This is a genomic window from Nonomuraea sp. NPDC059194 (assembly GCF_042754765.1).
Taxonomy (GTDB): domain Bacteria; phylum Actinomycetota; class Actinomycetes; order Streptosporangiales; family Streptosporangiaceae; genus Nonomuraea.
The window spans coordinates 152067-164578 of sequence record NZ_JBHZBH010000006.1 but is presented as its reverse complement, the minus strand read 5'-3'; the positions used below and the strand labels follow the sequence as shown (position 1 = coordinate 164578).

The 12512-nt window shown below is 71.2% G+C and carries 15 protein-coding genes; 8 read left to right on the top strand and 7 right to left on the bottom strand.

What is annotated here, in order from left to right; all coding sequences use genetic code 11:
* Positions 1-11 precede the first annotated feature (11 nt).
* The 4 genes from ACFXJ8_RS11225 to ACFXJ8_RS11210 are packed head-to-tail and all read right to left on the bottom strand — an operon-like array spanning position 12 to position 4129.
* Positions 12-1613 (bottom strand): ABC transporter ATP-binding protein, encoded by a 1602-nt coding sequence (locus ACFXJ8_RS11225; protein WP_379643716.1) that lies wholly within the window; start codon positions 1611-1613, stop codon positions 12-14.
* On the bottom strand, positions 1610-2710 hold the full coding sequence (locus ACFXJ8_RS11220; protein ID WP_379643715.1) for an adenosylhomocysteinase: 1101 nt from the start codon (positions 2708-2710) through the stop codon (positions 1610-1612). Before ACFXJ8_RS11220 ends, ACFXJ8_RS11225 begins: the two co-directional genes overlap by 4 nt.
* The gene (locus ACFXJ8_RS11215) at positions 2704-3009 is read right to left on the bottom strand and encodes a hypothetical protein (protein ID WP_379643714.1); all 306 of its coding nucleotides are present in this window, start codon (positions 3007-3009) and stop codon (positions 2704-2706) included. Before ACFXJ8_RS11215 ends, ACFXJ8_RS11220 begins: the two co-directional genes overlap by 7 nt.
* A 40-nt stretch (positions 3010-3049) precedes the next feature.
* Complete coding sequence (locus ACFXJ8_RS11210) at positions 3050-4129, bottom strand: calcium:proton antiporter (protein WP_379643713.1); 1080 nt, start codon at positions 4127-4129, stop codon at positions 3050-3052.
* Positions 4130-4188: 59 nt separating this feature from the next.
* Between ACFXJ8_RS11210 and ACFXJ8_RS11205 the strand changes: the two genes are divergently transcribed.
* Positions 4189-4788 (top strand): TetR/AcrR family transcriptional regulator, encoded by a 600-nt coding sequence (locus tag ACFXJ8_RS11205; protein WP_379643712.1) that lies wholly within the window; start codon positions 4189-4191, stop codon positions 4786-4788.
* A gap of 37 nt (positions 4789-4825) precedes the next feature.
* Here the strand turns inward: ACFXJ8_RS11205 and ACFXJ8_RS11200 are convergent, their stop codons facing one another.
* Positions 4826-5179 (bottom strand): hypothetical protein, encoded by a 354-nt coding sequence (locus ACFXJ8_RS11200; RefSeq protein ID WP_379643711.1) that lies wholly within the window; start codon positions 5177-5179, stop codon positions 4826-4828.
* 226 nt (positions 5180-5405) lie between these two features.
* On the opposite strand from ACFXJ8_RS11200, the gene ACFXJ8_RS11195 reads away from it, so the two are divergent.
* From ACFXJ8_RS11195 to ACFXJ8_RS11180, 4 genes are all read left to right on the top strand, one after another.
* Positions 5406-6749 carry a TrkH family potassium uptake protein gene (locus tag ACFXJ8_RS11195; RefSeq protein WP_379643710.1) on the top strand — a complete coding sequence of 448 codons (1344 nt, stop codon included), beginning with the start codon at positions 5406-5408 and terminating at the stop codon, positions 6747-6749.
* Between the two features lies 1 nt (position 6750).
* The gene (locus ACFXJ8_RS11190) at positions 6751-7404 is read left to right on the top strand and encodes a potassium channel family protein (RefSeq protein ID WP_379643709.1); all 654 of its coding nucleotides are present in this window, start codon (positions 6751-6753) and stop codon (positions 7402-7404) included.
* Positions 7405-7477: 73 nt separating this feature from the next.
* On the top strand, positions 7478-7921 hold the full coding sequence (locus tag ACFXJ8_RS11185; RefSeq protein ID WP_379643708.1) for a hypothetical protein: 444 nt from the start codon (positions 7478-7480) through the stop codon (positions 7919-7921).
* On the top strand, positions 7906-8769 hold the full coding sequence (locus ACFXJ8_RS11180; RefSeq protein ID WP_379643707.1) for a hypothetical protein: 864 nt from the start codon (positions 7906-7908) through the stop codon (positions 8767-8769). The genes ACFXJ8_RS11185 and ACFXJ8_RS11180 overlap by 16 nt, the downstream gene beginning before the upstream one ends.
* On the opposite strand, the gene ACFXJ8_RS11175 is transcribed toward ACFXJ8_RS11180, so the two are convergent.
* Both ACFXJ8_RS11175 and lysS read right to left on the bottom strand, forming a co-directional pair.
* Complete coding sequence (locus ACFXJ8_RS11175) at positions 8665-9051, bottom strand: thiol-disulfide oxidoreductase DCC family protein (RefSeq protein WP_379643706.1); 387 nt, start codon at positions 9049-9051, stop codon at positions 8665-8667. The two genes, ACFXJ8_RS11180 and ACFXJ8_RS11175, sit on opposite strands and share 105 nt — an antisense overlap.
* A gap of 9 nt (positions 9052-9060) precedes the next feature.
* The gene (gene lysS, locus ACFXJ8_RS11170; RefSeq protein ID WP_379643705.1) at positions 9061-10746 is read right to left on the bottom strand and encodes a lysine--tRNA ligase; all 1686 of its coding nucleotides are present in this window, start codon (positions 10744-10746) and stop codon (positions 9061-9063) included.
* Between the two features lie 54 nt (positions 10747-10800).
* On the opposite strand from lysS, the gene ACFXJ8_RS11165 reads away from it, so the two are divergent.
* The 3 genes from ACFXJ8_RS11165 to ACFXJ8_RS11155 are packed head-to-tail and all read left to right on the top strand — an operon-like array spanning position 10801 to position 12330.
* Positions 10801-11328 (top strand): hypothetical protein, encoded by a 528-nt coding sequence (locus ACFXJ8_RS11165; RefSeq protein ID WP_379643704.1) that lies wholly within the window; start codon positions 10801-10803, stop codon positions 11326-11328.
* 10 nt (positions 11329-11338) lie between these two features.
* Positions 11339-11686, top strand: coding sequence for a YybH family protein (locus ACFXJ8_RS11160; protein WP_379643703.1), 348 nt, complete (start codon positions 11339-11341; stop codon positions 11684-11686).
* Positions 11683-12330: an HAD family hydrolase gene (locus tag ACFXJ8_RS11155; protein WP_379643702.1), complete on the top strand. Its 648-nt coding sequence runs from the start codon at positions 11683-11685 to the stop codon at positions 12328-12330. Before ACFXJ8_RS11160 ends, ACFXJ8_RS11155 begins: the two co-directional genes overlap by 4 nt.
* Positions 12331-12512: the final 182 nt, after the last annotated feature.

Below are 12512 nucleotides of genomic sequence, written 5' to 3'. Positions count from 1 at the left end.
TGAGTCCTTCCTCACTGGGGGGTTAGGCGAGCTAATCGGAAGGGGTGCGGGATGGTGCCCGTTCCGGGGAGGCGGTCGCGGACGGCTCGGACCAGGCTGGTGGCACGCAGGCCCGATGCGGCCCACAGCTCCTCGCGGTGGGCCAGCTCGGCGGGGGACGCGTCCGCGACGATCCGCCCCCCGTCGACGATCACGATCCGGTCGGCCGAGGTGATCGCCAGATCGACGTCGTGGGTGATGAAGTAGACGCTGCGCAGCCCTCCGAGGACGCGTTCCATGAACGTGGTGGTGGTGTGCAGGTCCTGGCCCGCGGTCGGCTCGTCGAGGATGAGCGTCTCGGGGCGCATGGCCAGGGCGAGCGCGACGGTGAGGCGGCGCTGCTGGCCGTAGGAGAGGGTGTGCGGCGAGCGTTTCATGATGTCGGGCTCGTGGTGCAGGAGCATGGCGGCCAGGGCCTCCTCGGAGACCTCGGCGATCCGGTCGGCGCTCCATCCCAGGTTGCGGGGGCCGAAGGCGAGCTCCTCTGCGACGGTGGCGGAGAACAGCGCCTGGCTGGGGTTCTGGAACACGTAGCCGAAGGTGGTGGCCAGGCTCAGCGTCGAGCGCCGGTCGACGGGCTCGCCGTCGACGAACACCTTGCCGGCCGACGGCTCGATCAGCCGTACGGCGGCGCGCAGCAGCGTCGACTTGCCCGCCCCGTTGCGGCCGAGCACGGCGACCCGCTCGCCCGCGCCGAGCGCCAGGTCGACCTCGCGCAGGACGGGCCGCTCGCCGTACCCGAGGGTGACCCGCTGGTAGTGCAGCCTGGCCGGGTCGCTTGAGGCCTCGGCCCGCGGTACGGCGGGCGCCTCGGGCAGCTCGTCGGCCCTGGCCACCAGCGCCTCGAAGGGCAGCTTGACGTGCGCGACGGGCGCCGCGCGCAGGAAGCCGGGCACGTCGCCGGTGTAGCGGGGCCGTCCGTCCTCCAGGTAGAGCACCTGGGTGGGGCCGAACTCCAGCAGCTCCTCCACCCTGTGCTCGACCACGACGGCCGCGCCGCCGCCGTCGACGAAGGCGCGCAGCTCCGTCAGCAGGCGGCTGCTGGCGGAGGGGTCGAGGTTGGCCAGTGGCTCGTCGACCACGACCACCCTGGGCCGCATGACCAGCACGCCGGCGAAGGCGACCATCTGCAGCTCGCCGCCGCTCAGCTCGTGGGTGGAGCGGCCGAGCAGGTGGGTGATGCCGACCCTGGCGGCGACCTCCTCGATGCGGGCGAGGATGTCGGCGCGGGGCAGCCCGAGGTTCTCCGGGCCGAAGGCGAGCTCGGACAGGACGGTCGCGCCGACGATCTGCTTGTGCGGGTCCTGCAGCAGGGTGCCGACGACCGTGGACAGCTGCCTGATGGTCTGGTCGGCGACGGGTGTGCCGCCGACGATCACCTGGCCGGTGACCTCGGCCCGGTAGGAGTGCGGGACCAGGCCGTTGACCATGCGCAGCAGCGTGCTCTTGCCGCACCCTGAGGGGCCGCTGACCAGAGCGAAGTCGCCCGGGCTCACCTGGAGGCAGACGTCGGTGAGCACCTGCTGCCCGGTGGTGCGGTAGCGGACGGAGGCGTCGCGGATGTCGATGATCACTGGTCGAGCTCCAGTCCGAGCGCGTCGAGCTTCAGCCTGGCCACCCGCTCGTCGAGCCGGTCGGGCAGGGGGTGCAGCCCCGGTGGCAGGTCGTGGGTGAGCAGGTGTCCGACGGCGAGGGCCTGCAGCGACAGGGACAGGTCCATGATCTCGATCGGGTTGCCCTCGGCGGCCGCGCAGTTGACGCACTCGCCGTCGGCCAGCAGCAGGTACTTGCCCGCCACTCCCGGCTCGACCTCGTCCTGGACGCCTCCGGCGACGGCCACGACCGCGCCCTCCTTGAGCGCTTCCAGGTGCGGCCTCCTGATCGTGTACGGCTCGCCGGTCGCCGAGAACAGCAGGTCGGCCTCGGGGCAGGCATCGATGAGCCGCCGCACCTCGTAGCCGTCGTGGAAGGCGCGCAGCGCGGCGAGCGCGTCCACCTCGCTCACGATCACCCGGGCGCCCAGCGCGGAGGCGTAGCGGGCGACGCCCTGGCCGACGTGGCCGTAGCCGGCGACGGCCACGGTCGCGCCGTCGAGGTCGAGCCCGGTCAGGTCGAGCGCCGCCATGACGCACGACTGGCCGGTGCCGTGGACGTTGTCGAACAGGTACTTCGAGCGGGCGTCGTTGACGGCGAGGACGGGGATGCGCAGGGCCGTACGCCGCAGGGCGCGCAGCCCGCTGGTGGTCTCCTCGGCCGCGCCCCGCAGCCTGCCGAGCCGGTCTTCGGCGTGGGCCAGCCTGATGACCCGCGAGCCGTCGTCGACCAGCACGTCGAGCCCCTGGTCGAGCATGCGCCTGGCCAGGTCGTCATCCTGGGCGCGGCCGGAGTCGGAGCGTGCCAGCACGGTGACGCCCTCGTGGACGAGCGCGGCGGCCACGTCGTCCATGGTCTCCCTGCCGGGGCAGGTGACGATCACCTCCGCGCCCGCGTCCCTGAGCGTCAGCGCCAGGTTGGCCGTCTTGGGTTCCAGGACCAGCACCAGGCCCACCCTGACGCCGTCGAGCGACAGCCCGGAGCGCAGCGCCGCCATGACCGGCATGAACCGGCGCGCCCACGCGATCTTCTCCAACCCCTCCGGCCAGCGCTCGGGGTGTCGGATGTCGCTTAACACGTCAGGTCCACCACGAACAGCCGCCCCTGCGCCAGGACGCCCTCACGCACGCGCTCGCCATGGCCCGGCCGCGTGGTGGCCAGGATCGCGCCAGGCCGCAGCCTTTCGCGGTCGACGTCGTCGCCGATCACGAGGTCGGCCTCGGCGAGCGCGGCGCCCGGGTGGGCCCCCATGGCGCGCAGGCGGGCGGCCAGCCCTGGCACGTCGCCCGCGATCGTTACGCGCTTGCCCGCCATGAGGAGGTTCGTACGCCGCAGGATCGTCTGAATGACGGCCTGCGCGCCAGGAAGCGGGGTCAATGGTCTCCGTCCGAATCGCAGGATCCGATTAAAAGGGAGATCAGGGGCTGACGGCAAGGAAGAGAAAAGCCCCGAAGAGCACGAGATGTACGGTTCCCTGCATGAGTGTCGCTCTTCCCGGGGCGACGGTCAGAGTTGTTATCACCACGGTCAACGCCAGCAGCACCATCTGGAGCGGTCCAAGGCCGAGGGCGAGGCGGTCGCCGCTTATCAGCGAGACGACGGCGATCGAGGGGATCGTCAGGCCGATGCTCGCCAGCGCGGAGCCGAGCGCGAGGTTGAAGCTTGTCTGCACCCTGTTGCGGGCCGCGGCGCGCACCGCGGCGGCCGTCTCGGGCAGCAGCACGAGCAGCGCGATCGCCACGCCGACCGTGGTGCGCGGCGCGCCGATCGCCGCGATGCTCGCCTCGATGGCGGGCGAGGCGGTCTTGGCCAGGCCCACCACACTGACCAGGCAGACCAGCAGCAGGCCGAGGCTGACCAGCGCGGTGCGCGCCGTCGGCGGCTCGGCGTGCTCCTCGCCGGGATCGCCCTCGCCGTCCTGCTGGACGGGCAGGAAGTAGTCGCGGTGGCGCACGGTCTGCATGAAGACGAACACGCCGTAGAGGATGAGGGAGGCGATGCCGGCGAAGGCCAGTTGCGCGGTCGAGTAGGTCGGTCCTGGCGTGGTGACGGTGAAGTTGGGCAGCACCAGCGCGAGCGTGGCCACCGCGCTCAGCGTGGCGAGGGCGGCGGTGACGCCGTCGACCCTGAACTCCAGCACGCGGTGCTTGAGCGCGCCGACCAGCAGGCACAGGCCCATGACCCCGTTACAGACGATCATAAAAGCGGAGAAGACCGTGTCGCGGGCCAGGGATTCCGAGCCCTCTCCTTTGGCGCTCATCAGCATGACGATCAGGCCGACCTCGATGACGGTGACGGCGACCGCCAGGATGAGCGTGCCGAACGGCTCCCCCACGCGGTGGGCGACGACCTCCGCGTGATGCACGGCGGCTATCACCGCGCCGACCAGGGCCAGCGCGACGAGCGCCACCAGAAGACCGCCGGCCGAACGACCCCAGGTGAGAGCGAGCACGAGAATGGCGGCGATGGGCACAACAACGGTCCAGCGCATCTTCATATGGATCACCTTATCGGAGATATTGACGGAGTGAGTACTCACTCCGTACGGTGATCCGTATGACGACCGAACCTCCCAGACGCCGCGCGCCCGGCATGAGCCCCGAACAGCGCCGCGCGATGATCATCGCTGCCGCCCTCCCCCTCGTCGCCGAGTCCGGCACCGCCGTGACCACCAGCCAGATCGCCCGCGCGGCCGGCATCGGCGAGGCGACCGTCTTCCGCGTGTTCACCGACAAGGAGGAGCTGCTCGACGCCTGCATGGCCGAGGCGCTGCGCCCCGACCACGCGGTCGCTCAGATCGCCGCCGTCCCGATCGACCAGCCGCTCGCCGACCGGCTGACCGAGGCCGCGGAGGCGCTCGACGCGCACCTCGACCGCATCGGCGCCGTCGCGGGCGCGCTGATGGCCTCGGGTCACCGCCGCCGCGACCCCACCGCGGGCCGTCCGGACGGCCGCCAGCGGTCCATGGAGCTCGTCACCGCGGCCACCGCCGAGCTGTTCGCACCGGAGGCGGCGTCGCTGCGCGCGCCGGCCGACCAGATCGCCGCCGCCTTCCTCGCCCTGCTGTCCGCGCGGGCGCGGACCGGCGGAGACCTCTCCACCCGCGACCTCGTCCAGATCTTCCTGTACGGCGCGCTACGCGGCGAACCATCCTGAGCGGCGAGCCATCTTGACCGGCCCGCCCGGCCCGCGCTCAGCCCTCGCCGACCTGGCCCGCGCCCGTGACGGCGATCACGGCCTGCGGGCCTGCCTCACCGCAGTCCGGGCCGTTGGGAAAGACGCCCTCGGGCGTGACGGTCAGCTCCCGCTCCACGAGAACCTCGCCCGCCTGACCGGTCAGCCGCAGCGCCACCTCCACCGGCGACTTCGGCAGCCCCGCGACCTCAACGAACCCCTTCTTGTCTCCCGTGGGCTCGCTTTCCGCCGTACAGGTCTCGCCGTCGCAGGTCTGCCGCGCCACGCCGCTCCCCCAGTGCAGCTCCAGCCTCGCCGTACGGCAGGAGCCGCCCCAGCACGCCCGCCGACACCCGGCCCGCGAGCGGCGCATCGACACGAACCGAGATCCCGGCGGCGGCGCCGATCGCCGTGCACATGCGATCGGCGGCGCACCCCGGCAGCGCCACCAGGATGCCCACGGCCGCGACAAGTCTTCTCATGCATCCCCTCACGTGCGCCACGCCCTCCGGGTTCACCCCGAGCTCACCACCGCGTTCCCGCCCGATACGGTCTGCTCGTGAGATTCGTGACGGTCCTGGTCGGCAAGGTGGCATGAGATGAGAGGCTCGACCGCGCTCGAACGGTTCCAGCGCCCGACCGCGGTGATCGCGACCGCGTTCGGGCTCGCCGTCATGGTGGGGACACTGCTGCTGATGCTGCCCGCGGCCACGACCACGGGCGAGTCGGCGGGCTGGATCGTCGCGGTGTTCACCGCCACCTCGGCGGTGACCGTGACGGGCATGGCCGCGGTCGACACCGACGGCCACTGGTCGATGTTCGGCGAGGTGGTGATCGCCGGGCTGATCCAGGTCGGCGGCCTGGGGATCATGACGCTGGCCACCATGTTCACCGTGCTGGTCTCAGGGCGGCTCGGCCTGCGCGCCCGCATGCTGGCCCAGGCGGAGTCCAAGCTCGGCACTGCCGACATGCGCAGGGTCGCGCGCAAGGTGCTCTACTTCAGCCTCGCCTGCGAGGCGATCATCGCCGTCATCCTCACCCTTCGCTTCCTCATCGGGTACGGCGAGCCGCCGGGCAGGGCGATCTACCTGGGCGTCTTCCACGCGATCTCCTCCTTCAACGACGCCGGGTTCGCGCTGTGGAGCGACGGCCTGATGCGCTTCGTCGGCGATCCGTGGATCTGCCTGACGATCGCCATCGCGGTGATCATCGGCGGGGTCGGCTATCCGGTCGTCTTCGAGTTGTTCCGCGCCTGGCGGCACCCGAGCAGGTGGACCATCCTCACCAAGATCACGGTCTGGATGTCGCTCATCCTGCTGGCCGGGGGCACGCTGGCCTTCCTGGTGGCCGAGTGGACCAACCCGCGCACGCTCGGCCCGCTCGACGGTCCCGTCAAGCTGCTGGCCGCCTTCTTCACCAGCGCCATGCCGCGCTCGGCGGGCTTCAACACGCTCGACATCTCCCAGATGCACCCGGAAAGCTGGTTGGTGACCGACGTGCTCATGTTCATCGGCGGCGGCAGCGCGGGGACGGCGGGCGGCATCAAGGTGACCACCTTCGGCCTGCTGGCCTTCGTCATCTGGGCCGAACTGCGGGGCGAGTCGAAGGTGAACATCGGCCACCGCCGGCTGGCGGAGTCGACGCAGCGGCAGGCCGTCGCGATCAGCCTGATGGCGGTGGCGTTCGTGACCGTGTCCACCTACATCCTGCTGGTGATCACGCCGCACAGCCTCGACAGGGTGCTGTTCGAGGTGATCGCCGCCTTCGGCACGGCGGGGCTGTCGACCGGCATCACCGCCGACCTGCCACCCGCGGGTCACCTGCTGCTCGTGATGCTGATGTTCGTGGGCAGGATCGGGCCACTCACTCTCGGCTCTGCTCTCGCCCTGAAAGAACGCTCAAGCCGGTACGAACTACCGGAGGAACGGGTCATAGTTGGTTGACATGACGAACGATCCCGTGGTCGTGATCGGTCTCGGCAGGTTCGGGACCGCACTCGCGCTCGAACTCACCAGACGAGGCACCGAGGTGCTGGCCATCGACAGCCGCGCCAAGGTGGTGCAGGCCCTGTCCGGGCAGATCACCCAGATCGCCGCCGCGGACTCCACCGACCCCGAGGCGCTCAAACAGCTCGGCGTGCCCGACTTCTACCGGGTGGTGGTCGCGATCGGCAGCGACCTGGAGGCCAGCATCCTGACCACGTCCCTGCTGGTCGACATGGAGATCGAGGACATCTGGGCCAAGGCGATCAGCAGGCAGCACGGCCAGATCCTCAGCCGGATCGGCGCCCACCACGTGGTGCTGCCCGAGCACGACATGGGCGAGCGGGTGGCGCATCTGGTCAGCGGGCGGATGCTCGACTACATGCAGGTCGACGCGGGCTTCGCGCTGGTCAAGACGCGGCCGCCGAAGGAGTACGTGGGAGTGCGGCTCGGCTCGTCGGGGTTGCGCAAGAAGTTCGGGGTGACGGTGGTGGCGGTCAAGAGCCCCGGCGAGGAGTTCACCTACGCCACGGCCGACACCGAGCTCACCTATGGCGACATCATCATCGTCTCCGGCACGACCGAGAACGTGGAGCGCTTCGCCGAGCTGCCCTGACCAAGCCGACCTGCTTCAGGCCAAGATCCGAAATGTCATGATCACCGCCTTCAAGATCTGCTAGCTTGCTCGCATGCGGGGTGGCTTGACAAAACGGGCCAAGGCCTGGCGGTTAGGCACGGCGGGGGCCGTACTCGCCGCGCTGGGCTACGGCACGGTCCTGGGCGACGACGACCTGTTCCCCTTCGGGCCGATGGTGCAGTACGCGTTCAGCATCCCGCCCGACGGCGAGATCAAGTCGCTCCATCTGCAGGCCGAGACCGTCGCGGGCACGAGGGTCGAGATCCCGATCGAGCCCTACTACGTCGGCATCCGCCGCGCCGAGCTGGAAGGCCAGCTCACCCGCTACCTCGCCGAGCCCGAGCTGCTCCAGAGCCTGGCCGACGCCCACGCGCGCATCCGGCCGGCCGATCCGCGGCTCACCAAGCTCATCGTCGTCACCAGGGTGATCACGCTGAGGGACCGCCGTCCCGCGTGGACCAAGGACGTGGAGAGGGTGTCATGGGTGGTGCGCTAGAGCGCTGGTGGTTCGCGCCCGTCCCCGCGCGGCGCGTGCGGATCGTCTCGATGGTCGTCTACCTGTTCCTGCCGCTGGACATGATGCTGTTCACCGGCAGCGTGTGGGGGCACGCGGAGAACCCGTCGGGATACCGGCCGGTGCTGGTGGCGCGCCTGCTGCACCTGCCGGGCGCCAACCCCACGCTGGTCTACGCGCTGTTCGCGGTGGTGGTCGGCGCGGCGCTGGTGGCGGCGTGGGGGAAGCTGCCGCGCCTGGCCGGGTACGTCGTCGCGGCCGGCTACCTCTACTGGGCGCTGCTGGCGATGTCGTACGGCAAGGTCGACCACGACCACCTGGCGCTGGTCGTGGCCCTGTTCGTGCTGCCGACCGCCGCCCGCGCGGGCGAGCAGGCGGCCGGGTGGGCGATGCGGTGCGTCCAGATCGCCGTCGTGGCCACCTACTTCCTGTCTGCCTACGCCAAGATCAGGCACGGCGGCTGGGAGTGGCCGAACGGCGCCACCTTCCAGTGGGCGATCTCCAGGCGCGGCACGTTCTTCGGCGAGTTCGTCGCCGCCATCCCGGGCGCGCTGCTGATCGGGCAGTGGATCGTGCTGCTGGCCGAGACGGCCGCGCCCGTGCTGCTGTTCCTGCGCGGCAGGGCGCTGTACGCGGCCGTCGCCTTCTGGGGGCTGTTCCACCTGCTGACGTGGGCGGCGATCACGATCCACTTCCTGCCGCACGTCATCTGCCTGGCGGCCTTCCTACCGCTGGAGCGGGCGACGATCGGCCGGAAGCGCGCACGCGGGGGTGCCGCCGGGAAGCCTGCCGCGGTTGTTGGCGACGGCGCGGTAGAACCCGTGAGCTAGCCAGCGCACCGGCGGCACCCGCAGCAGCAGGCCGAGCGCGCTCCACGGCAGGCCTGCGTCGATGAGCAGCTTGGCCACGGCCTGCGCGCCGCCGAAGACGCCGCCGCGCCCGTCGACCCACAGCAGCTCGTACTCGGCCCGCGCCCGGGTGACGCCCAGCTCGTCGAGGTCGGCGAACTGCCAGGCGATGATCTTCGCCTTGGTGCGCAGCCACCGCTCGACGAAGCGCACGCACGTGGTGCAGAAAGCGCAGTCGCCGTCGAAGACGAGCACAGGTCTCATGATCCGACTCTACGCCCCGAGCAGCTTGCGAACGCGGCCGGCCCCGACGGCCAGCAGCAGCGTGGGCAGGCGCGGCCCGGTGTCGCGGCCGACGAGCAGCGTGTAGAGCAGGACGAAGAACTCCCGCTGCGCGGCCTTCAGCTCCGGTGTCGCCTTGGCGTCGGCGGGCAGGCCCGCCTGCCGCTTCGGCACGCCGTACACCAGGTCGGTCAGCCCGTCGAGCGACCAGTGCGCGTCCAGGCTGTCGAGCAGCAGCCGCAGCGACTCCCGCTGCGGCTCGCCGAGCCCGGACAGCAGCTCCTCGTCGGGCTCCTGCCGGACCGTGGTCCGCTGCTCGGCGGGCAGCTGCGTGGCGACCCACCGCTGCGCCCTGTCGAGCCGCGGCCGCACGAGCGCGAGGTCGGTGATCGGCTCGGCGGGGTCGAGCTCGCGCAGGATCCGCAGCGTCTGCTCCTCGTCGCCGGTGGTCACATCGGCGATCGAGGCCAGCATCCGGTACGGCACGCGCCGCGCGGAGCTCTCCAGCGGCTGCTCGGCCGTCCGCACCGCCCTGGCGTGGGCGAGTTGGTCGGCGGGCAGCGCCTGCCCGTCGGTCACCTTGCGCTCCAGGGCGTCCCACTCGTCGTAGAGGCGCTGGATCTCCTGGTCGAAGGCGACCTTGAAGGACTGGGCGGGCTTGCGGCGGGCGTACATCCAGCGCAGCAGCGGCGCTTCCATGATCTCCAGCGCGTCGGCCGGGGTCGGCACGCCGCCCTTGGAGCTGCTCATCTTGGCCATGCCGCTGATGCCGACGAAGGCGTAGCGCGGGCCGATCGGCTGCGCGCCGCCAAAGATCTCGCCGACCAGGTGGCCGCCGACCTCGAAGGAGGAGCCGGGCGAGGTGTGGTCGACGCCCGAGGGCTCGAAGACGACGCCCTCGTAGGCCCAGCGCATCGGCCAGTCGACCTTCCACACCAGCTTGCCGCGGTCGTGGGTGGCCAGCCGTACGGTCTCGCCGTAGCCGCACGCGCAGGTGTAGGCCAGCTCGGTCGTCTCGTCGTCGTAGCCGGTGACGGTCGTCAGGTCACGCCCGCACAGCGCGCAGTAGGGCTTGTACGGGTAGTAGCCCGCCTCCTCCTCGGCCGCGCCCGAGCCTTCGAGCGCCGCGGCCTCGTCGGCGTCCATGGCCTTGGCCTTCGGATGGGCCTTGGACTGGGTCTTGGGCTTGGTGCGGTAACGCGACAGGACGGCGTCGATGCGGTCGCGCTCGCGCATGGCGTGGAGGATCTGCTCGCGGTAGACGCCCGAGGTGTACTGCTTGGTCTGGCTGATGCCGCGGTAGGTGACGCCCAGCCGGGCCAGCGCGGAGATCATCGGGGTCTTGAAGTGCTCGGCCCAGTTGGGGTAGGCGCTGCCGGGCGGGGCGGGCACCGAGGTGAGCGGCTTGCCGATGTGCTCGGCCCACGACGGGTCGATGCCGGCGGGGACCTTCCTGAAGCGGTCGTAGTCGTCCCACGACAGCAGGTGGACGCAGTCGAGGCCGCGCCGCCTGATCTCGTCGGCCACCAGGTGCGGGGTCATGACCTCGCGCAGGTTGCCCAGGTGGATCGGCCCCGACGGGCTGAGCCCCGAGGCGCAGACGATCGTTTCGCCGGGCGCGCGACGCTCCGACTCGGCGATGACGTCGTCCGCGAGTTGGGAGACCCAGTCGGTCATGAGAGCCCTTCCATCGAGGTGTGACGACCCATTCTTCCGGAAGAATCCGAAGGTATGGACTGGACCGCGGTACGCCGCCGTTTTCGTGAGGCTCCGCTGCGCCCGCCTCCGGCTCCCTGGCGGGCGCTGCCGCCGATCAAGATGGGCGGCCTGACGGACGTGGGCTTCGGGTTCGCGGGCCGTGACCTGCTGCTCGTCGCCTCCAGCGCAGGAAGGGGCGTCTTCGACTGCCTGAGCGGCGAGCGGGTGGCGCGAGACTACGAGGACGTCTGTCCGGACGACCCGCTGGCCCGCGAGGGCATCGGCCCGCTGGCGGGCGCGGAGATCAGGATGGCCGGGCTCTGGGGCGGCGGCCTGCTCACCACGACCGGCGACGGCTGGGCCGTCCGCCTCGTCGCGCCGGACTGGCCGGTCGAGAGCGTCCTGCTGTCGAAGGACGACGAGCCGTACCGAGGGCGGAACTGGTGGTACATCCACCGGGAGGAGGGCTGCGAGCTGCGGGCCTTCGGCTTCTCCCCCACGGGCGCGACGCTGGCGATCGCCTCCACCTGCGAGCTGCGGCTCTTCAGCAGGGGTGGGTAGAAAGGTGTCCATGACCGATCTCGTGAGCTGGATGGACGCCTACGTCCGGGCCTGGCACACCAACGACCCCGCCGACATCGGCGCGCTGTTCGCCGAGGACGCCGCCTACTACACCGAGCCCTACGCGCAGCCGTGGCGGGGCAGGGACACGATCGTCAAGGAGTGGCTGGCGCGCAAGGACGACGACGGCCCCTCCGCCTTCGAGTACGAGCCCGTCGCCATCACCCCCGACGTGGCCGTCGTCAAGGGCGTGACGACCTACCCTGACACCGCCTTCAGCAACCTGTGGCTGATCACGCTGGACGCCGACGGCCGCTGCGCGGAGTTCGTCGAGTACTGGATGGAGCACCGCTCGTGAGGCCCGTCGTCTTCGACCTGGACGGCGTGCTCGTCGACTCCGAGCCGGTGTGGGAGGAGGTCCGCAGGGCGTTCGTCGCCGAGCACGGCGGCACGTGGCGGCCGGACACGCAGTCGAGGCTCATGGGCATGAGCACCGGCGAGTGGTCCGCCTACCTGGCCGAGCTGGGCGTGGGGATGCCGCCCGCCGAGATCGCCGCGGGTGTCGTCGCGCGGATGGCGGAACGCTACCGTCACGGCGTCCCGCTCATGCCGGGCGCCAAGGAGGCGGTGGCGCGCCTGGCCGAGCACCGGCCGCTGGGGCTGGCCAGTTCGTCGCCGCGCACGCTGATCGACGTGGTCCTGGACGCCACGGGGCTGGGCGGGTTCTTCACCGCCACGGTCTCCACCGAGGAGGTCGCGTACGGCAAGCCCGCCCCCGACGGCTATCTGGAGGCGGCGCGGCGGATGGACGTCGACCCCGGCGACTGCGTGGCCGTCGAGGACTCCAGCAACGGGCTGCGCTCGGCGGCCGCGGCGGGCATGCGGGTGATCGCTGTCCCCCACCCGAGGTACCCGCCCGCTCCCGACGCCCTCGCCCTGGCCGCGCGGGTCGCGCGCACGCTCGACGACCTGACTCCCGACCTGGTCGACCACGCCCCCTGAAACCGGCCGAAACCCCGACCCGATCTACCAACCTCCCGAACCCGATCCGCCGCCCTCCCTGAAGCACGGCGCATCTCCGACCCGATCCGCCACCCCCTGAGCCACGGCGATCCGCCACCTTTCTCCAAGCGCGGCGTATCTCGGTCCCGGCAATCCGGGAAGTCCCGATCGGGTCGCCGGCT